This is a genomic window from Rhizobium leguminosarum, from assembly GCF_001679785.1.
Lineage (GTDB): Bacteria > Pseudomonadota > Alphaproteobacteria > Rhizobiales > Rhizobiaceae > Rhizobium > Rhizobium leguminosarum_R.
This window is the reverse complement of the sequence record NZ_CP016289.1, coordinates 277,847-296,130: the sequence shown is the minus strand read 5'-3', so window position 1 is coordinate 296,130 and position 18,284 is coordinate 277,847. Positions and strand designations below refer to the sequence as shown.

18 protein-coding genes and 2 pseudogenes are annotated in these 18,284 nt (G+C 63.6%); 4 read left to right on the top strand and 16 right to left on the bottom strand.

Going from position 1 to position 18,284, the window contains the following annotated elements:
- Positions 1-29: 29 nt before the first annotated feature.
- A pseudogene (locus tag BA011_RS42930) lies at positions 30-425 on the bottom strand (toxin); the annotation flags it as partial.
- Between the two features lie 138 nt (positions 426-563).
- Here BA011_RS42930 and BA011_RS45480 point away from each other — a divergent pair.
- Positions 564-929, top strand: coding sequence for a VOC family protein (locus BA011_RS45480; protein WP_237352805.1), 366 nt, complete (start codon positions 564-566; stop codon positions 927-929).
- A 4-nt stretch (positions 930-933) separates the two neighbouring features.
- On the opposite strand, the gene nadC is transcribed toward BA011_RS45480, so the two are convergent.
- The 8 genes and pseudogenes from nadC to BA011_RS32875 form a co-directional block, all read right to left on the bottom strand.
- Entirely contained in the window at positions 934-1,857 is a 924-nt protein-coding gene (nadC, locus tag BA011_RS32910) for a carboxylating nicotinate-nucleotide diphosphorylase (protein ID WP_186806621.1), read from the bottom strand.
- Positions 1,835-3,376 carry an L-aspartate oxidase gene (locus BA011_RS32905; RefSeq protein WP_065283969.1) on the bottom strand — a complete coding sequence of 514 codons (1,542 nt, stop codon included), beginning with the start codon at positions 3,374-3,376 and terminating at the stop codon, positions 1,835-1,837. The genes nadC and BA011_RS32905 overlap by 23 nt, the downstream gene beginning before the upstream one ends.
- Complete coding sequence (gene nadA, locus BA011_RS32900; RefSeq protein ID WP_065283968.1) at positions 3,373-4,344, bottom strand: quinolinate synthase NadA; 972 nt, start codon at positions 4,342-4,344, stop codon at positions 3,373-3,375. The genes BA011_RS32905 and nadA overlap by 4 nt, the downstream gene beginning before the upstream one ends.
- A gap of 70 nt (positions 4,345-4,414) precedes the next feature.
- Positions 4,415-5,413 (bottom strand): NUDIX hydrolase, encoded by a 999-nt coding sequence (locus tag BA011_RS32895; RefSeq protein ID WP_186806620.1) that lies wholly within the window; start codon positions 5,411-5,413, stop codon positions 4,415-4,417.
- 29 nt (positions 5,414-5,442) lie between these two features.
- Positions 5,443-6,257, bottom strand: a pseudogene (locus BA011_RS32890) (3-methyl-2-oxobutanoate hydroxymethyltransferase).
- Between the two features lie 26 nt (positions 6,258-6,283).
- A complete protein-coding gene (locus BA011_RS32885) occupies positions 6,284-7,510 on the bottom strand; it encodes an NAD(P)/FAD-dependent oxidoreductase (RefSeq protein WP_065283966.1) in 1,227 nt (408 codons plus the stop codon).
- Positions 7,511-7,520: 10 nt separating this feature from the next.
- Entirely contained in the window at positions 7,521-7,835 is a 315-nt protein-coding gene (locus tag BA011_RS32880) for a MocE family 2Fe-2S type ferredoxin (RefSeq protein ID WP_003548266.1), read from the bottom strand.
- 21 nt (positions 7,836-7,856) lie between these two features.
- A complete protein-coding gene (locus tag BA011_RS32875) occupies positions 7,857-8,945 on the bottom strand; it encodes a fatty acid desaturase family protein (protein WP_065283965.1) in 1,089 nt (362 codons plus the stop codon).
- A 131-nt stretch (positions 8,946-9,076) separates the two neighbouring features.
- On the opposite strand from BA011_RS32875, the gene BA011_RS32870 reads away from it, so the two are divergent.
- Together BA011_RS32870 and BA011_RS32865 are read left to right on the top strand one after the other, a co-directional pair.
- Positions 9,077-10,105 (top strand): LacI family DNA-binding transcriptional regulator, encoded by a 1,029-nt coding sequence (locus BA011_RS32870; RefSeq protein WP_065283964.1) that lies wholly within the window; start codon positions 9,077-9,079, stop codon positions 10,103-10,105.
- A 161-nt stretch (positions 10,106-10,266) separates the two neighbouring features.
- On the top strand, positions 10,267-11,079 hold the full coding sequence (locus BA011_RS32865) for a TIM barrel protein (protein ID WP_065283963.1): 813 nt from the start codon (positions 10,267-10,269) through the stop codon (positions 11,077-11,079).
- A 21-nt stretch (positions 11,080-11,100) separates the two neighbouring features.
- Here the strand turns inward: BA011_RS32865 and cobM are convergent, their stop codons facing one another.
- Together cobM and BA011_RS32855 are read right to left on the bottom strand one after the other, a co-directional pair.
- Complete coding sequence (gene cobM / locus BA011_RS32860; RefSeq protein ID WP_065283962.1) at positions 11,101-11,859, bottom strand: precorrin-4 C(11)-methyltransferase; 759 nt, start codon at positions 11,857-11,859, stop codon at positions 11,101-11,103.
- A gap of 4 nt (positions 11,860-11,863) precedes the next feature.
- On the bottom strand, positions 11,864-13,096 hold the full coding sequence (locus BA011_RS32855; protein ID WP_065283961.1) for a bifunctional cobalt-precorrin-7 (C(5))-methyltransferase/cobalt-precorrin-6B (C(15))-methyltransferase: 1,233 nt from the start codon (positions 13,094-13,096) through the stop codon (positions 11,864-11,866).
- On the opposite strand from BA011_RS32855, the gene BA011_RS32850 reads away from it, so the two are divergent.
- On the top strand, positions 13,095-13,865 hold the full coding sequence (locus BA011_RS32850) for a cobalt-precorrin-6A reductase (protein ID WP_065283960.1): 771 nt from the start codon (positions 13,095-13,097) through the stop codon (positions 13,863-13,865). The two genes, BA011_RS32855 and BA011_RS32850, sit on opposite strands and share 2 nt — an antisense overlap.
- On the opposite strand, the gene BA011_RS32845 is transcribed toward BA011_RS32850, so the two are convergent.
- The 5 genes from BA011_RS32845 to cobF form a co-directional block, all read right to left on the bottom strand.
- The gene (locus BA011_RS32845) at positions 13,829-14,593 is read right to left on the bottom strand and encodes a precorrin-3B C(17)-methyltransferase (protein ID WP_065283959.1); all 765 of its coding nucleotides are present in this window, start codon (positions 14,591-14,593) and stop codon (positions 13,829-13,831) included. The two genes, BA011_RS32850 and BA011_RS32845, sit on opposite strands and share 37 nt — an antisense overlap.
- The gene (locus BA011_RS32840) at positions 14,590-15,321 is read right to left on the bottom strand and encodes a precorrin-2 C(20)-methyltransferase (RefSeq protein ID WP_065283958.1); all 732 of its coding nucleotides are present in this window, start codon (positions 15,319-15,321) and stop codon (positions 14,590-14,592) included. Before BA011_RS32840 ends, BA011_RS32845 begins: the two co-directional genes overlap by 4 nt.
- Positions 15,318-15,950, bottom strand: coding sequence for a precorrin-8X methylmutase (locus tag BA011_RS32835; protein WP_065283957.1), 633 nt, complete (start codon positions 15,948-15,950; stop codon positions 15,318-15,320). Before BA011_RS32835 ends, BA011_RS32840 begins: the two co-directional genes overlap by 4 nt.
- Before the next feature lie 2 nt (positions 15,951-15,952).
- On the bottom strand, positions 15,953-17,335 hold the full coding sequence (gene cobG, locus BA011_RS32830; protein ID WP_065283956.1) for a precorrin-3B synthase: 1,383 nt from the start codon (positions 17,333-17,335) through the stop codon (positions 15,953-15,955).
- 73 nt (positions 17,336-17,408) lie between these two features.
- Positions 17,409-18,173 (bottom strand): precorrin-6A synthase (deacetylating), encoded by a 765-nt coding sequence (cobF, locus tag BA011_RS32825; RefSeq protein WP_065283955.1) that lies wholly within the window; start codon positions 18,171-18,173, stop codon positions 17,409-17,411.
- Positions 18,174-18,284 lie beyond the last annotated feature (111 nt).

Genomic DNA, 18,284 nt, shown 5'->3' with positions numbered 1-18,284 from the left:
TCTCGTACAGAATCTGATCCCTGCAACACGTCCGGTACGAGCGGCCCTTTCTGTTTCAGGATATGAACGTCGACCTCCCAGCCATCGGCAAGGCCGATATGGGTTCGGGTCGCGGCAAGCAGCGGTGGAAGGCCGGCGGGAATGCTCTGTTCGATGCGTGCCAGCAGCTGGCGCAGGCTGCCAGCCCGCTTTTCCGGCAGCTCCGATTGCCAGAGCTGCCGCCTGACGGTTTCGCGGTCGAGTTCGAAATTGGGTTCGGCGGCGAGCATGGCGAGGAGAAAATACGACTTCTCCGGCAAGGGGAGTTCCTTCCCCGCCGCCAGCAATCGCGGTCTTCCGAGCAGGCACAGCCTGTTCGTCAGCATCTGCCGGATGTCCGTTGCATCTCGGTTCTCACCCCTGAAAGCCAAGGCGCGCAAGCGCACCGGCCAATCAAGAAACATGTTAGAGCCATAAGAGGCCGGCGCATAGCGGTTTTGCTTTAAAAAGAAGAAGTTTCATCGAATATTTGCATATTCTCGCGCCACACGGGGAGGCAATGCTTTGCCAACACTTTCGTGAGGATGCGGGTTGCCTTCTGCGGCGGCAGGTTATTGGCCGCCCTTCCTCGCCGGCTGATGGGTCCGATCGTGATCGCGTTACAGTCCGAGTACCTTGATGGGCTCGATCGAACGCTGGGCAAAGCGGCGCCAGTCGTCCGGATTGTCATGTTCACGTCCGGCAATATCGACGTCGAGTTCCTGCAGCCCGGCCCGGAAAAGAGCGCCTGGCGCGATCTGCTGGAGGAGAAAGGCCCCGGCTGCCACCACATCGCCTTCAGGACGAAGAATCTCACCGAGCGAACCCGCTATCTGGAAGACAAGGGCCACCGCCTGCTCCAGCGTGGCGAATTCGACAGCGACAAGGAAGTTCAGCCGAAGCAGGCATGAGGGATTACAGCACCTGTGCAATCCGTTTCGGGCTAACCTCCGTCGCGGTCACGGCCTCGACGAAATCGAGCCCGATATCGAGCACCGGCGCGCTGTGCGTCAACCAGCCGACGGAAATGAGGTCGACACCGGAAGCCGCGATTTCGGCAGCTGTTATCGGCGTGACGCGGCCGGATGCCTCGGTGATCGCTCGGCCGGCGACGATGGCGACGGCCTCGCGCAGCTGATCCGGTGTCATATTGTCGAGCAGAATGGCGTCGACGCCGGTCTCCATCGCTTCGCGCAGCTGATCGAGGGTATCCACCTCGACCTCGATCTTCACCATATGGCCGACGCCGGCCCTTGCCCGGCGGATCGCTTCAGCGACGCCGCCGGCGATGGCGACGTGATTATCCTTGATCAGCACCGCGTCATAAAGCGCGAAACGGTGGTTCATGCCGCCGCCGGCCCGCACGGCATATTTCTCCAGCGCCCTCAGCCCCGGCGTCGTCTTGCGCGTGCAGGCAACTGATGCCTTGGTGCCGCGAATGGCGGCGGCGATCTGAGCCGTCACAGTCGCAATACCTGAGAGATGGCCGAGGAAATTCAGCGCGGTGCGCTCGGCGCTCAGCAGGCCGCGCGACCGGCCTTCGATGGTGGCGATCACGTCGCCAGGCTTGACCGCGTCGCCATCCTGAAGATGGCGGCGCAAGACGATCTCAGGATCGACGAGAGAGAAAGCGAGTTCGGCGGCATCGAGACCGGCGATCACGCCCGACTGACGGGCCGCCATCACCACCGTCGAACGGTGATCGCGAGGGATGACGGAGGCCGAGGTGATATCACCGGCAAGACCCAGATCTTCGAGAAGGGCCGCCCGCACCAGCGGCTCGACGATCAGGCGCGGAAGGGGAACGAGGCTCATCTCAGGCACTCCTTGCAAGGGCATAGGGCGGCGTCGCGCGGGCGATCTCCAGAGCATCCGAAAGGCACATATGGCGCCGGTTGGCGTTGGCGAGCTTCAGCGGAAAGTCGGTGCGGGCATGGGCGCCGCGCGATTCCATCCGCAGGCTGGCAAAGACGGCGATCAGCAGCGCGACGATAGCCGGATCGGCGGCAGGGCCGTTGCCTTCGGCAAGCGGCAGCAGTGCGGCGATCGCGCCATGAATGGCGCCGGCATTGCGCAACACGCCGAGATGGCGCGAGACGATCGGCCGGACGAATGACGCATCGGCCGGCGCCGGGAGACTCCCGGCGGAGATGGTGCCGGCACCACTCGCCGGCATGCCTGAAATGTCGCGCGCCGCCCGCATGCCCATGACAGCAGCCTCCAGCAGCGAATTGCTGGCAAGCCGGTTTGCGCCGTGCAGACCGGTCGAGGCCGCCTCACCGGCAACCCAGAGACCGGGAACCGAACTGCGGCCATTTGCCTCCGTGGCCACGCCGCCCATGTGATAGTGAACGGCCGGGCGAACAGGAATGAGGTCTTTCGCCGGATCGATGCCGGCCTCGCCGCAAAGAGCGGAAATGACAGGAAAACGGGCGACAAAGCGGCTGCCGAGAGCGTCGCGGGCATCGAGGAAGACTCGTCCGCCGCGGGCGATTTCGGCGCTGATGGCACGCGCCACCACGTCGCGCGGTGCAAGTTCGGCGCCGGATATGCGGGCCATGAACCGTTCGCCTCGTTCGTTGACGAGCAAAGCCCCCTCCCCGCGCACCGCCTCGCTGATGAGCGCCAGCGGCTTGCGGCGTGAATCGAGTGCGGTCGGATGGAACTGGACGAATTCCATATCGGCGAGCGCGGCACCGGCCCTTGCAGCCAGCGCGATCCCCTGGCCGAAATTGCCCATCGGATTGGTGGTCGCGTCGTAAAGTCCGCCAATGCCGCCGGTGGCGAGCACCACCTTCGATGTCGGCAGGATGACGGCCCCTCTCGCGGTAGCGCAGAGCAGGCCGGCGACCTGCTCGCCGTCCATAAGAATTCGTCGCGCCTCGAAGCCTTCGAACACGGATATAGCTGGGGTCTTCATTACCGCCTCGATCAGCGCGGCGATGATCGCAGCACCCGAGCCGTCGCCTTCGGCGTGGACGATGCGGCGGCGGTTATGGGCCGCCTCCAGCCCGAGCGAGAATTCGCCGGCGGCATTCCGGTCGAAACGCACGCCGGCCCGCTCCAGCGCGGCGATCGCTGCCGGCGCCTCGACGATGATGCCGGCGGCAATAGCCGGATCGCAAAGACCGTCGCCGGCCTCAAGCGTATCGGCAAGATGCAGCGCTACGCTATCGTCGGCGCCCATGCTGGCGGCGATGCCGCCCTGCGCCCAGGCGCTTGACGTCTCCGCGCCAAGGGCCGCGCGAGTGACGATCACGGAAGGTTCAGGCGCCAGTGTCAGCGCGGTCATCAATCCGGCTAGCCCGCTGCCGACGATCACCGTGCGTCCTGATAGCTGCTCGAGAATTTCGGTCATATCGCCAGCATCCTCTCGACGGCGCGGCGCGCGGCCACCGCAATTGCAGGATCGATGGTGACCTCATGGCGGTTTTCCTCGAGTGCCGCGCGGATATTGGCCAGCGTGATCCGCTTCATATGCTGGCAGAGATTGCAGGGGCGAATGAATTCGACATCGGGATGGTGCACGGCGACATTGTCGCTCATCGAGCATTCGGTGAGCAACACGACGCGCGCCGGCTTCTGCCTGCCGACATAGTCCGACATGACAGCGGTGGAGCCGGCGAAATCGGCTTCGGCCACCACCTCTGGCGGGCATTCCGGATGGGCGAGCACGGTTACGCCGGGATGGTTTTCGCGCAGCTGGCGCACGTCCTCGGCGGTGAAGAGTTCGTGCACCTCGCAATGGCCATGCCAGGCGATGATCTCGACATCAGTCTCGCGGGCGACGTTGCGCGCCAGATATTCGTCCGGAATCATCAGCACCTTCGGCACGCCGAGCGATTCCACGACCTGCTTGGCATTGCCCGAGGTGCAGCAGATGTCGGAGGCAGCCTTCACCGCGGCCGAGGTATTGACATAGGTGACGATGGGCACGCCGGGATGGGCCTGGCGTAGCAGCGCGATATCCTCAGGCGTGATCGAATCCGCCAGCGAACAGCCGGCGCCAAGATCCGGGATCAGCACGGTTTTCTCGGGATTCAGCAGCTTGGCGGTCTCGGCCATGAAATGCACGCCGGCAAGCACGATGACATCGGCGTCGACCTCGATCGCCTTGCGGGCGAGCGCCAGGCTGTCGCCGACAATATCGGCCACGCCGTGGAAGATCTCCGGTGTCTGATAGTTATGCGCGAGAATGACGGCGTTGCGGCGGCGCTTGAGCTCGAGGATCGCGTCGACGTCATTTTCGAACGTCATCCATTCGGCTTTGGGAATGACGCGACTGACGCGCTCGTAGAGCGAGGATGCGGAAACAGGATAATTCATGACCGGCTCCTAATTATGCTCATTGTGAGCATATCATAGGCAAGAGAGATATTCTCACGATGAGCATATGTCAATTGCGGGAGAGCGGTAATTTCGTTCCTGCCAGCGCCCGTTCTTCGAGCACGGTGTGGCGAAAGCGGAAAAGCTTGGCCGGCCGGCCGCCGGTTTCGCTTTCGGTGCCGCCGGTTTCCTCGACCAGTTCCTGCTGTTCGATGAGGCGGCGGAAGTTCTGCTTGTGCAGCGTCAGCCCCGCCAAGGCTTCGATGGTGCGCTGGAGCCTCAACAGGGTAAAACTCTCCGGCATCAGCTCAAAGACGACGGGGCGGTATTTGATCTTGGCGCGCAGCCGGGCGATTCCGGTTGCGAGAATACGGCGGTGATCGGCAAACATTGCGCGGCCGAGATTGGCCTCCGCCCCGCATCCGGCTTCCGAGACGAGCCTTGCTTCGTAAAGCAGTTCGTAGCGCTGCAGGGCCAGATCCTCGTTCCAGCCGCCGCCGTCGAGGCCGAAGGTGAAATCCGCCCGGCGATGGCGATGGTCACGCCTTGCCGGATCGGCATCGGCCCAACTCCTCAGACGCGCCATGATCTCGTCAAGCACGGCCGGCCGGCCCTGTCGATGGTCTTCCCAGGGGAAATATTCGTACCAGCCGTGCCATCCCGGCCGGCCGGCGCCCGACTGCTCGTTGACGAGGCCGAGATAGCTGATCGAGATCGTCCGTCCGCCTGGGATGTCGTTGTTCCGGTCGCGGTCGGCGAAGGTATAGAGCTGTTCGAGATAGCCGACAGGATGTTCCGTCTGCTCTTGAACCCATTCGCGCAGGCCCGATTGCAGGGTGCGATGCCCCATCTCGAAGGGGCCTGACGGCAGCGCATTGCCGGAGCGGATGGTCATGACGCGCGGTTCGTCCCCCGTCACCGCGACGAGCACCGCAATCAATTCCGCATGCGCAAAGCCGATCGTCACAGGGGACCGAATACTCCGTTCCGAATGAATCGAACGGATAATTCCTGACACAGGCCGGGACGGAAGCCAATGGAGAGGAAGCGCCTTTGCGGCGCTTCCCACATCATCGAGGCAAGAGAACTCGTTTGCGCTCAGCTATTGCCCGTCTCGCTTTTCAGCCGCTGCAGGAAGATCTCGAGTTCGGCGTCGTCGATACCGACGAGATGGCGCTTCTCCGGATAGGTGCCGGTCCTGACATCCTCGGCAAATTCCGTGAAGGCGGCGATGCGCTCGCGCTGCAGTCGATCGTGTTCGGCGGCAAAGTTGCGATAGATCTTGGCGTGGCGCGGATAGTGGCCGCGATTGGCGCCGAGCACGTCGTCGGCGAAGAGATATTGGGCGTCGCAGCCGCTGCCCGCTCCCATGGAGATCATCAGCATCGAGGTGTTGCTGCTGATCGCGGCAGCCACATCTCCCGGCACGACTTCGATTTCGGCGGCGAAGGCGCCGGCCTCTTCCAGCGCCTTGGTTTGCCGCCAGATCTCGACGGCACTTGCCGCCGTTTTGCCGACCGCGCGGAAACCGCCGGTCCAGGTCGCCTTCGAAGGGATCAGCCCGAGATGGCCGCAGACAGGGATGCCCTCATCGCGCATGCGCCGGATCGTCTGCAGGCTTGCGGCGCAATAGACGGCGTCGCCGCCGGCCTTCAGTGCCGCGAAGGCCGCACGCAGATAGTCCTCAGCCGAGACATGGTCGCCATATTCGAGCCCCGGAATGGCAAAGGGAGTGGGCGCGGCTTCGCGAAAGACCGGCCCGAGCAGCGAGGGCGGTACGGAGACGATATCGATCCCCGCCTTTTCCGCGGCGTCCGCCTCCTCCAGCGAGGTGACGCGCAGCATGGTGAGCTGGCGCTTGCCTTTTCCGCAAGCAGATCGGCGACGGTTGCGCGTCTATGTTTCTTCATCATCAATTCCTTTGAAAATAACGGGCGGCTCAGGCAGCCAGCAGGGATTTCAGCTTGATGTCACTGGCTGCGAGTGCTGCCGGGTTCGGATGGGCGCGTGCTGCGATCAGCATTTCGGCGAGCCTGATGTCACGCGCCACCGCATTGCCCGGTCCGATGCCGCTTGCGGCGATCAATCGACCGTCGGCGTCGAGATGGAAGAGAATGAAGGCGCTTGGGCCGAGATCGCGGCGCTGATGCGTGGCGGCCCCTTCGGCAAGGCCTGATATCTGCAGCGTCATGTCGTATTGATCCGACCAGAACCACGGCACCGCTGAAACGGCTTGGTTGAGGCCGAGCATGTTGGCCGCGGCCAATGTGCCCTGCTCCTGGGCATTGCGCCAGGATTCGAGCCGCACCCGGCGGCCGCCATAGATCGACAGCGGAAAGGAGCAGCAGTCTCCGGCCGCAAAGACATCAGGTGCGGAGGTCTGGAGATAAGTGTCGACGGCAATGCCATTGTCGATCGCCAGCCCGGCCCTTTCGGCGATCTCGACATTCGGCCGGGCGCCGATGCCGACGAGAACGAGATCGGCTGCGATCACCTCGCCGGACGACAATTGGATCAAGGCTTTTTCACTTTCCTCGGTCAGCGCCTCGATGGAGACGCCGCAGCGGATGTCGACGCCCTCGGCGCGATGGCGCTCGGTGAGCAGATGGGCGATCTCCTCCGGCACGCCACGCTTCAAAACGCGTTCCAGCCCCTCGATGACGGTGACGTCGGCACCGAGCAGCCGCGCCGTTGCCGCAAGTTCCAGGCCGATGAAGCCACCGCCGATGATGGCGATATGCCGGCCCGGCTTCATTGCGTCACGCAATGCCGCCGCATCGTGATGCGTCCTCAGCGAACGAATATGTCGGCTGCCTTCCGGTCCACCGGGGAATGAACGCGCGGCCGCACCCGTCGCAAGCAGAAGCTTGTCGTAGGACAGCGCCGTGCCGTCCGAAAGCGTGACGATCCTGGATACGGGATCGAACTCCCTGGCCGCCAGGCCGGTGAGCAGCCGGATGCCGTTTTCGGCGTATTTTTCCAAGGCCGCAATGAATTTCGGATCGCGTGCATCGACGGAACCGGCCTTCGAAAGCGGCGGCCGCTCGTAAGGGGCAAGGGGCTCGGCTCCAACCAGCGTTATCTCGCCGGCAAAGCCCTTTTCCCGCAAGGCGAAGGCAGCGCGCGCACCGCATTCGCCGGCTCCCAGGATGACGAAATGAACCATGCCGGCCCCCTCAGAGTGAGATGAAGACGGCACCGTCTTCGATTTTGACCGGATAGGTCTTGAGATTGACGCAGACCGGTGCGCCCTTGGCTTCGCCCGTCTTGTAGTTGAAGCGGCCGTTATGCTTCGGACATTCGATGATCTCATCCATGACAAGCCCATCGGCGAGATGGATATGCTCATGGGTGCAGAGCCCGTCAGTCGCGAAGAATTCGTCATCCGGGCTGCGATAGACCGCGAAGGTGCGCCCGTCGTGATCGAAGCGGATGACATCCTCTTCGTCGATCTCGTCCTTGTCGCAGACCTGGATCCAATTTCCGCTCATCTTGTCCTCCCTTGATTGTCTTTATTGCGCGGCCGGGGCCAGCTCGTTGTGGAATTCCTCGCGATAGGGCCGCGCGGTGGCCGGCAGTTCGCGCTTCAGGAAATAATCCTCGTTGCGCAGCTGGCGCAGGAAGGCCGGTATCATCTCGCGATAGCCGGACCAGATCGACGGGTTCGGCGCCGGCAGGTCGTGCTTGATCATCGCGTGCAGTTGGGGCAGCGCGTGGTAGGGCACCATCGGAAACATGTGATGTTCGACGTGGTAGTTCATGTTCCAGTAGATGAAGCGGCTGATCGGATTCATATAGACCGTGCGGCTGTTCAGCCGGTGATCGATGACGTTGTCGGCAAGGCCGCCATGCTGCAGCAGGCCGGTCAGCACATGGTGCCAGGCGCCGTAGAGCCGCGGCAGGCCGATCAGCATCAGCGGCAGGATCGAACCCATGGCGATCGCGGCTGCGATCGTGGCCAGATAGATTGCCAACCAGATGCGGGCGATGCGGATCGCCTTCGGCTGCTCCATCTCCGGGATGAAAGTCTTTTCCGCCGCGCTGACGCCGCCAAAGGCATTGCGCAGCATGTCGACGACCGCATACCAGACGTCGAGGATGCCGAAGAAATTAAGCACCAGCCGCAACAGATCGGGCGGCCGCATCACGGCGATCTCGGGATCGCGGCCGACGATCACCGTATCGGTGTGATGGCGGGCATGGCTCCAGCGCCAGGTCACCGGATTGCGCATGATCATGAAGCAGGCAATCTGATAGACGACGTCATTCATCCAACGCGTCTTGAAGGCGGTGCCATGGCCGCATTCGTGCCAGCGGCTGTCGGAGGCAGAGCCGTAGAGCACGCCATAAGCGAGGAAGAAGGGCAGCGCGGCCCACGAGCCCCAGAAATAGAAGCCGAGCCCGGCAAGGACCACCATGCTGCCGAGCCAGAGGGCCGTGTCGCGGATCGCCGGCGCATCGGAGCGCTGCATCAGCGCCTTCATCTCCTTGCGGGGAATGTCGGTGTGATACCATTCGGCTGCCGCCAGCCCCGTCTCGACGGCGGTGCGGCCGCTTTCGCCGAGAAGGTCGTAGTCACGTTTCTTCGTCTGGGTCGCCATTATCCGCCTCCCGTTGCCCTTGCCCGGGAGAATAGGTTGACTTTGGAAAGCGCTCAATGCAGGCTTGATATAATCTATCAAAAGCCATCACGAATGACTTGCATTCATGATTGAATCCATCAGGAACGCCCATGCGCCGTCCCACCATATCCGATCTTGCCCGCGCCTCTGGCGTTAGCGTCGCCACCGTCGACCGCGTTCTCAACGCGCGCCACCGGGTGCGCGAGGAAACAGCGCGACAGGTCTATGATGCGGCGCAGTCGATCGGCTATCACGCTGTCGGGCTGATCAAGCAGCGCGTCTTCGAAGATCTGCCGCAATACAAGCTCGCCTTCCTGCTGCAGAAGCCGATGCAGCCCTTCTATCAGAGCTTCGTGCGTGAGATCGAAACCGCAGCGCGGGCGCTGACGTCCGCGCGCATCCAGACGCAGATCGACTTTCCGTCAGCCGCGACACCGGCTGCGATCGTCGAAAAGATCAAGACGCTCGGCGCCCGCAACCAGGCCGTTGCTCTGGTTGGACCGGATTATCCGGCGGTGACGACGGCGGTCGAGGAGCTGAAGGAGCGCGGCATTCCGGTGTTCTCGCTGCTCTCCGACCTCGCAACGGGCGTGCGCGACGCCTATGTCGGCGTCAACAACCGCAAGGTCGGGCGCACTGCAGCCTGGACGATTGCGCGCACGGCAGGCAGGCCCGGCAAGGTCGCCTGCTTCGTCGGCAGCCACCGTTTTCACGGCCATGAGCTCAGAGAAATCGGCTTCCGCTCCTATTTTCGCGAGAATGCGCCGGAATTCGATGTCGTCGACACGCTGATCAATCTCGAGACTGCCGAAATCACCCATGAGGCGACGTTGACACTTCTGCAGAAACATCCCGATCTCGTCGGCCTCTATGTCTGCGGTGGCGGCATGGAGGGGGCGATCTCGGCATTCCGCGAAGAAGGCGTCGGCGGCAAGATCGTCCTCGTGGTTAACGAGCTGACGCCCGACAGCAAAGCCGGCCTTGCCGACGATATCGTCGCCATGGCGATCGGAACCCCGCTGCCCGCCCTCTGCAAGGAGTTGATGGTGCTGATGACGGGCGCCATCGAAAACGGCGAAACGGCTGTTCCCGGGCAACTCTTCCTGCCTTTCGATATCCATATTTCGGAGAACATCTAAGCAATGATGGAATTCCATCATTCCGCTCGAAATTCTCTCAGCAATGAAAGCGAGCACCGGCGATGGCGGATGGATTGCGACGCGAATTCCGATAGAGATTCGCGGACCCATTCACGAGGACCGCTCCGCCCTGTCGCGGAGATGAGGAGGAGATAGCAGTCATGACTTCGATCCGTTTTGCGCTCAACCATATGGCCGCACCATCGCTTGCCATCGATGATTTTTTCGCGCTGGCCAGATCGCTCGGTATCGATGCCGTCGAGATCCGCAACGACCTTTCCGGCAATGCCATCCTTGACGGCACCAAACCCGAAACGATCAGGCAAGCGGCTGCCCGCCATGGCGTGACGATCATCTCGATCAACGCCCTGCAGCGCTTCAATGAGTGGAACGCGACCCGGGCCGCCGAAGCGCAGGAGCTGATCGATTATGCCGGCGCGTCAGGCGCCAAGGCGCTCGTCCTCGTTCCGAAGAACGACGGCACCGGCTGCGCCGATGGCGAACGGCAGGCCAATCTGCGTCAGTCTCTGGCCGCGCTGAAGCCGATACTCGAGGAAGCCGGCATTATCGGTCTCGTCGAGCCGCTGGGCTTCGAGATCTGCTCGCTGCGCTCGAAGACAGAGGCGGCCGACGCGATCGAGGAACTCGGCACGCAGTCGACCTTCAGGCTTGTCCACGATACCTTCCACCATCATCTTGCCGGCGAAGCGCTAACCTTTCCGCAGCTGACCGGCCTCGTACACATTTCCGGCGTCGAAGATCCGGCTGTTCCCGTTGCCGATATGCGCGATTCCCACCGTGTTCTGGTCAATGCCGACGACCTGCTCGACAATGCCGGGCAGGTCAGGGCGCTGCTGCAGGCGGGCTATACCGGCCCCTTCTCCTTCGAGCCCTTCGCGGCGGAGGTGCATGCGCTGAAGGATCCGGCCGGCGCGCTGCGCGCCAGCATGGAGTATCTCAGCGCGCGGGTCTAAAGGCCGCGCGGTCGCTTGACGCTATTCTCTACCTCTGAACCGGCGCTGATAGGCCGGATCGTAGAGCGAGCTTTCGCGGAAATCCTCCACTGCCAGCGATGGGCCAACGAAGATGATCGCTGTGCGTTCGATCGGTTCGGCCGCAACCTTTGCTTCGATATCGGCGAGCGTGCCGCGCAGGATGCGCTCGTCCGGCCAGGAGGCCTTCACGACGATCGCGACAGGGCAGTCGACGCCGTAAAGCGGCGTCAACTCTTCGACCACTTGCTTCAGCGCGTGGATTGCCAGATGGATCGCCAGCGTGGCGCCCGTCGCGCCGAACTTCGCCAGTGTTTCGTCGTTCGGCATCGGTGACGCGCGGCCGGAAACGCGGGTCAGCACCAGGCTTTGCGCCACGGCCGGGATCGTCAGCTCTCGGCCGAGCGCTGCGGCTGCGGCGGCAAAGGCCGGAACACCAGGTGTCATCGTAAAGTCGATGCCATGCCTTTGAAGCCGGCGCACCTGCTCGGCGACCGCACTCCAGACCGAGAGATCGCCGGAATGCAGCCGGGCGACATCCTGGCCGGCCGCGGCGGCGCGAAGATATTCTGCCTCGATCTCGTCGAGCGACATCGGCGCCGTATCGACGATGCGCGCACCCGGCGGACAATATTGCAGCAGTTCGGGCGAGACGATCGAGCCGGCATAAAGGCAGACCGGGCATCGGGCGATGAGATCGCGGCCACGCACCGTGATCAGATCCGCAGCACCTGGCCCCGCGCCGATGAAATGCACCGTCATCTCGTCATCCTTTCGTCCAGCGCCACTGCGTTACCGGCATGGCCGGCCGCCAGCCGCTCATGCCGCCGACGGGCTTTGCGCGCGATATTTCGATCCGCGTGAGGAAGCCGCCGTGTTTGCCATGTTCGGCGAGCAGCACCGCTTCCATCTCCAGCGTCACGGCGTTGGCAACGAGCCGCCCTCCCGGCTTCAGCGCGGCAATCGCCGTGTCGACAACACCCGGTTCGCTGCCGCCGCCGCCGAGGAAGATCACATCCGGTTCCGGCAGGCCCTTCAGCGCGAGGGGTGCTGCACCTTCTACGACGGCGAGATGCGGCACCCCGAAGTCGGATGCATTGCGGGCGACACGTGCGGCCCGCTCCGGCGATTGTTCGACGGCGATTGCCTTCAGGCTGGGATCGGCCAGCATCCATTCGATGCCGATCGATCCCGATCCCGCGCCGATATCCCAGAGCAGTTCGCCATGGCGCGGCGCGAGTGCCGAAAGCGTCATCGCCCGGATTTCGCGTTTGGTGATCTGCCCATCATGCTCGAACAGCTCGTCCTCGAGCCCGGCGGCAAAAGGCAGAATGCGAGCCCCCTCCCCTGCCGCAACATCGAGTGCGCAGACATTCAGCGGATCGATGTCCAGAAGGTCGAAATCCACCGCCACAACACTTCGCTGCCGCTCCCGAATGCCGCCCAGTGCCTCGAGCACAGTAAGTCGCGACTGACCGAAGCCAGCAGCGGTCAGCAGCGCAGCCAGATCGCGGGGCCCCTTTTCGTCCGAGGTCAGCGCGACGATGCGCCGTCCGGGGTGCAGATGCGGCCGGACCAGATCGATCGGCCTTCCATGCAGAGAGATCGTCGCGACGTCCTGCAGCGGCCAGCCAAGGCGGGAGGCAGCAAGGCTGAAGGCCGAGGGTGCGGGGATGGTGCGCATTTCTTCGCCCGCCACATGGCGGGAAAGTGTTGCGCCGACGCCATAGAGAAACGGGTCGCCGGAGGCGAGCACGACAATAGGCGTGCCGCGCCTTTCGAGGATAGCCCCGACCGAGCGCTCGAAAGGGCTCTGCCAGGAAAGCCTTTCGCCTGTGATCAGCGATGCAGCAAGCGCGTGGTGCCGCACGCCGCCGAAGACGGCAGGTGCGGTCGCGATCAGCCTCTTCGCCTCATCGCCCAGCCCTTCTGGACCATCTTCGCCGATGCCGATAATAGTCAGCCAGCGCTGGCCGGACGCAGGAGAGACATCAGACATGGGAAGACTCCGCATCCTGATCCTTGGCGGTACCAGCGAGGCGCGGCTGCTGGCCGAGGGACTCGCGGCGCGGGATGAATGCGATGTTCTGCTGTCGCTTGCCGGCCGTACCGAAAAACCGGCCGCGCAGCCTGTTCCGGTTCGCATCGGCGGTTTCGGCGGCGGCGCCGCACTTGCCGATTTCCTGAAGGCCGGCGGATATGACCTGTTGATCGACGCCACGCACCCATTCGCCGAGCGCATTTCGGCCAATGCCGCTTTTGCGGCCGAGACCACCGGCATCGCTGCCATCGCTCTGCGCCGTCCCGAATGGCAACGCGTGGCCGGCGATCGCTGGCGGGACGTGCGGAGCATTCCGGCTGCCATTGAAGCGCTCGGCCCCTCCCCCCGCCATGTCTTTCTGGCGACGGGCCGGCAAGGTGCGCATCATACGGAAGCGGCACCACAACATCACTATCTCGTCCGCAGCGTCGATCCCGTCGAACCACCGCTTGCGCTTGATAATGTAGACTATGTCCTCGATCGGGGTCCGTTCACGCTGGAAGGCGAAAGCGATCTTCTGAGACAGCACCACATCGACGCCATCGTCGCCAAGAACAGCGGTGGTGCCGCTACCTATGCGAAGATCGAGGCAGCCCGACTGCTCGGTATCGAGGTGATGATGGTCGCGCGCGCGCCGGACTCGATCGTCAAGGCGGTCGAAACTGTCGAGGCGGCGCTGGCGGCGATCGATCACCTGTTCCCCCCCGCCATGAAGCGCGGCGTATAGACGAGGTCCAGCCGGCCTGGCCGCGTGACGATGCGTGTCTCAGCGGAGCCGATGATGATGCAGGTCGCCATATCGGCAATCGACGCATCTGCCTGCGACAGCTGCTGGACGGCGATGCGTTCGTCCGGCCGCCCGGCCGCCCGCCCGAAAATAACCGGTGTTGCTGCAGGCAGATGGTCACGCAACAGCTTAAAGGCTTCGCCGAGCTGCCAGGGCCGCGCCCGGCTGATCGGATTATAGAGCGCGATGACAAAGCCCGCCTTTGCCGCCAATACAAGACGGTTTTCTATTATATTCCAAGGCTTTAGATTGTCAGACAGCGATATGGCGCAGAAATCATGGCCAAGCGGAGCGCCTGCTCTTGCCGCCACCGCCAGCATCGCCGTGATGCCAGGCAGGATGATGAGATCGACCGCGCGCCATGCGGCCGGCCCGTTCTCGATCGCTTCGCAGACCGCGGCGGCCATGGCGAAGACGCCGGGGTCGCCGCCGGAGACGACGCAGGCCTTCGCGCCATCGGCCGCCATGGCGAGTGCGGCCCCTGCCCTGCCGAGCTCCTCGCGATTGTCCGAGGCATGCCGCAGCTGATCGTGGCGGAGCTGCAGCCTGTCGAGATAAGGTCCGTAGCCGAAGAAATCCGTCGCCGCATCGACAGCAGCCAAAGCTTCCGGCGTCATCTGCTCGGGGTTGCCTGGACCGGTGCCGATCACGAAAAGCCTGCCGCTCATCGGCTGCCCTCCCAGCCCGGCACCAGCACGAGCGAAAAATACGGTGCGTCGCCGTCGGTCCTGTCGGCAAGCTTTTCCATCGCCGCATTCGCCATGGTGCCGCGCTCGACATAGACGGCTTCCGTAAGCCGGCCGGCTGCCGCCAGCGCCCGGCGGATCTTCGGCAGATTGCGGCCGACCTTCATGATGACGGCGGCTTGCGTATCGGCAAGGCGGCGCGTCAGCTCGGTCTCGGCCATCGTACCGGGCAGTACGGAAAGCACGTCGTCGCCCTGGACGATCGGCATGCCCGCCAGCGACCAGCAGCCCGACATGGCGCTGATGCCTGGGATCACTTCCGTCGGGTAGCGCGTGGAAAGCCTGACATGCAGGTGCATATAGGAGCCGTAGAAGAGCGGATCGCCTTCGCTGAGAACGGCGACGGTCAGGCCGGCATCGAGATGCCCGGCGACCGCTTTGGCAGACAGATCGTAGAATTGGGTGATCAGCCTCTGATAGCGTTCGTCGTTCTTGTCGATCTCGGTTGTCACAGGATAATAGAGCGGCAGCAGCGTCACCCCGGATTTCAGCAGCGGCTCAACGATCGCCTTGCCGTTGCCGCCCCTGCCCTCTTTGGCGAAATAGGCGATCACATCAGCGCCTTCGATGGCGCGGACGGCCTTGAGGGTCAGGAGCTCCGGATCGCCGGGACCCGTGCCGACGCCGATGAGACGGCCGCTTCTGGTCATAGGCCTGGCCTCGCCAATGCATTGATGGCGGCTGCCGTCATGGCGCTGCCGCCGAGCCGGCCGCGGACAATGGCAAAGGGTACGCCGTAGGAATTTTCCGCCAATGCATCCTTCGATTCCGCCGCGCCGACGAAGCCCACGGGCATGCCGAGGATCGCCGCGGGTTTCGGGGCGCCGTCGCGCAGGAGTTCGAGCAGATGGAAGAGGGCGGTCGGTGCATTGCCGATCGCGACAACGCTTCCGCCGAGCCGATCGAGCCAGAGATGCATGGCGGCCGCCGAGCGCGTATTGCCGGTCTCGCGCGCAAGCTCCGGTGTTGCCGGATCGCGCAGCGTGCAGATTACCTCGTTCAGCGCCGGCAGCCGCGCCCGAGTGACGCCCTGGGATACCATTTCCGCGTCGCAGAAGATCGGCGCGCCGCCGTTCAGTGCATCGCGCGCTGCACTGACGAAATCGGCCGAGAACAGGAAATGCGCCGCCGCCTCGACCAGCCCGCAGGCATGGATCATGCGCACGGCAATTTCGGCTTGATCGTCGGTGAAGCGCGAAAGATCGGCCTCGGCACGGATGATCGCAAAGGAACGCTCGTAGATCGCATCGCCGCTGCGGATATAATCGTAGTCTGGCATTCCTATTCCTGTCGCAGCGCCTTCGAAACGCCGGTTGCGCCAAGCCGTTTAAGGCAGGCGGCGGTCGATTCGCCAGCGTCTTTGTTATCTTCGATGGCCCGGGCGAGCCTCTCTATAGCGAAATCGATCCGACCGCCAGAGACCCGTTCGTCCGGCAGATCCGCAGCAAGCCCATTGAGGATGAGGCCATAACCCTCCGCCGAGCCCGTCAGGGTCAGCGCCGGCCGCGCATGAGCGCAGCCCTTTGCACAGCCGGATAGATGCAGCGTCAGCGAACCGTCGAAAAGGGCAGGTGCTGCGGCAATGAGCTGGCGCGCCAGAGTTCGCGTCTCGTAGAAAGCGGAGCCGCAGGCGCCGGCGCCGGCGCAGGCGGCGATATGCTCGGTATTGTCGCCAGGCTGGATGCTGAAGCCATGTCTGGCTGCGGCGATCTGCATAGCCGGCACTGTATCGGCGGAAAGCCCGATGAGGAAAAAACCGCGACCGGGCGCGAGCCGGATGGCTGTTGCGCCACGGGCCTTTGCCAGATCGAGCAAAGCGATGAGATCGGAGGCTCTCATCTGCCCGAATTCCGGACTGACGCCGATTATGGTTTTGCCGTCCTCAAGCCTGTGCGAGCCGGCAAGCGGCATCGCTGCCGCGCGTGACGGAATGAACTGCATACCATCCATCGCGGGAAAACGCGCCCGCAGAAGCGCCGGATCGATATCTCTCGCCCGCCTGCCCTGCCCGAGGATCGCCATCAGGCTCAGAATTTCGCCGACGGCCGATATCGCCACCTCCGCAGGACCGATCGCGATCGGCATTGCAGTTTCACCGTCGCCATTGATCGCGACAAGCCAATCTGTGTGGGATTGCGCGACGACACGAATATCGGCGGACAGTGCTGACAAGCCGAAGGATCCGCCACCGTCGACGACGAGCGAGAGTTTTGGCGCGAGCTGCGGTGAGGCAAGTTGATCGCGGAGCGTGCTGCGCAAGGCCATTTCCATTGCGGCCGGATCGCTTATCTCTTCCGGGTCGATGCCGTGCAGCGGTGATGTTTCGATCGCCGGCCCGTCCGACACGGTGATCCCGGCCGCATCGACGTCGGCAGCGAGCTGTCCGACGGTCTCGGCGCGCAGCCCGCGGATCTGCAGATTGCCGCGCGCGGTGATTTCCAGAATGCCGTTTCCTTGGGCCGCGGCTGAGCGAGCAAGGCTTGCGAATTGCGACGGCGTCAAAGCGCCGCCGGCCGGCCGCAGCCGGACCAGCAAACCGTCGCCGGTCGGCATGGGCGCGGCAAGGGCGGGGCAGGCGCCGCGCCTACGTATCTCCGCCGCCGAGCGACCGTGCAGATCCGCCTCGCCTGTCCTGTCGCTCGCCTTTGCTGTCTGCATGCTCATTCTCGATCCTCTGACCATTTCTTACATGATCGCAGCCGACCCGGCAAAGCATGATGGAAAGGCCTTGGACCGGCTATTCCTCGAAATCCCGTCCCTTGCGCAGGAGATAGATGTCCATGATCCAGCCGTGCCGTTGCCTGGCTTCGGCCCTGAGCCTTAGAATGTCGGTGGCGATATCGCCAAGTCGTCCTGATCTGACGATCTCGTCCTTGGTGCCGAGATAGGCGCCCCAGAAGATCTCGGCATCGGGATCGTCGATCTTCGCAAAAGCCTGTTCGCCGTCAAGCATGACGATGGTGCTGTCGGTCAGAAGCCCCGCCTGCGCCAGTCGGCGCCCTGTGGTGATCTCGATCGGTTTGCCGACGAGGTTGACCGGGATTTTGTGGCTGGCCGCCAGCGCCTGGATGCTGGTGATGCCGGGAATGACGCTGTAATCGAAATCCAGGCTAGTTTCCTGGCGGACGCGTTCGATGATGCGGATCGTGCTGTCGTAGAGACTGGGATCACCCCAGACGAGAAAGGCGCCGCTGCCATCATCCGGGAGACCGGTGATCAGCTCTCCATAGATGCGGGCGATCTCGCCGTGCCAAGCGTCGACGCTCTGCGCATAGGTCTTGTCAGCCGTCTGCCTTTGCGGCACGGCGAATTCTGAAATCCTGCCGGCCGGCCGTGTGATGTAGCGTTGGCAGATATCCCGCCGGATTTCGGCGAGCTCTTCCTTGCCGGCGCCCTTGACCGGCAGGAAGACCACGTCGGCCGCGTTCATCGCGTTGATTGCCTGTATGGTCAGGTGCTCCGGGTTGCCCGTGCCGATGCCGATGATATTGATATGCTTCAAGCGGATACTCCCCCGTTGAGTCCCGGCGGTCTTGCCGAAAAAGCCCGGTCGTCGCAAGGGCCGAAGAGGGAGTTGGCCGCGGCCAACCGGGCCTGTGGGTGGCATCTAAGC

Coding starts and splice junctions, on each gene's coding strand:
- BA011_RS45480 (WP_237352805.1), top strand. CDS start 564: ATGCGGGTTGCCTTCTGCGGCGGCAGGTTATTGGCCGCCCTTCCTCGC.
- nadC (WP_186806621.1), bottom strand. CDS start 1,857: ATGCCCTTGCAAGGAGTGCCTGAGATGAGCCTCGTTCCCCTTCCGCGC.
- BA011_RS32905 (WP_065283969.1), bottom strand. CDS start 3,376: ATGACCGAAATTCTCGAGCAGCTATCAGGACGCACGGTGATCGTCGGC.
- nadA (WP_065283968.1), bottom strand. CDS start 4,344: ATGAATTATCCTGTTTCCGCATCCTCGCTCTACGAGCGCGTCAGTCGC.
- BA011_RS32885 (WP_065283966.1), bottom strand. CDS start 7,510: ATGGTTCATTTCGTCATCCTGGGAGCCGGCGAATGCGGTGCGCGCGCT.
- BA011_RS32880 (WP_003548266.1), bottom strand. CDS start 7,835: ATGAGCGGAAATTGGATCCAGGTCTGCGACAAGGACGAGATCGACGAA.
- BA011_RS32875 (WP_065283965.1), bottom strand. CDS start 8,945: ATGGCGACCCAGACGAAGAAACGTGACTACGACCTTCTCGGCGAAAGC.
- BA011_RS32870 (WP_065283964.1), top strand. CDS start 9,077: ATGCGCCGTCCCACCATATCCGATCTTGCCCGCGCCTCTGGCGTTAGC.
- BA011_RS32865 (WP_065283963.1), top strand. CDS start 10,267: ATGACTTCGATCCGTTTTGCGCTCAACCATATGGCCGCACCATCGCTT.
- cobM (WP_065283962.1), bottom strand. CDS start 11,859: ATGACGGTGCATTTCATCGGCGCGGGGCCAGGTGCTGCGGATCTGATC.
- BA011_RS32850 (WP_065283960.1), top strand. CDS start 13,095: ATGGGAAGACTCCGCATCCTGATCCTTGGCGGTACCAGCGAGGCGCGG.
- BA011_RS32855 (WP_065283961.1), bottom strand. CDS start 13,096: ATGTCTGATGTCTCTCCTGCGTCCGGCCAGCGCTGGCTGACTATTATC.
- BA011_RS32845 (WP_065283959.1), bottom strand. CDS start 14,593: ATGAGCGGCAGGCTTTTCGTGATCGGCACCGGTCCAGGCAACCCCGAG.
- BA011_RS32840 (WP_065283958.1), bottom strand. CDS start 15,321: ATGACCAGAAGCGGCCGTCTCATCGGCGTCGGCACGGGTCCCGGCGAT.
- BA011_RS32835 (WP_065283957.1), bottom strand. CDS start 15,950: ATGCCAGACTACGATTATATCCGCAGCGGCGATGCGATCTACGAGCGT.
- cobG (WP_065283956.1), bottom strand. CDS start 17,335: ATGAGCATGCAGACAGCAAAGGCGAGCGACAGGACAGGCGAGGCGGAT.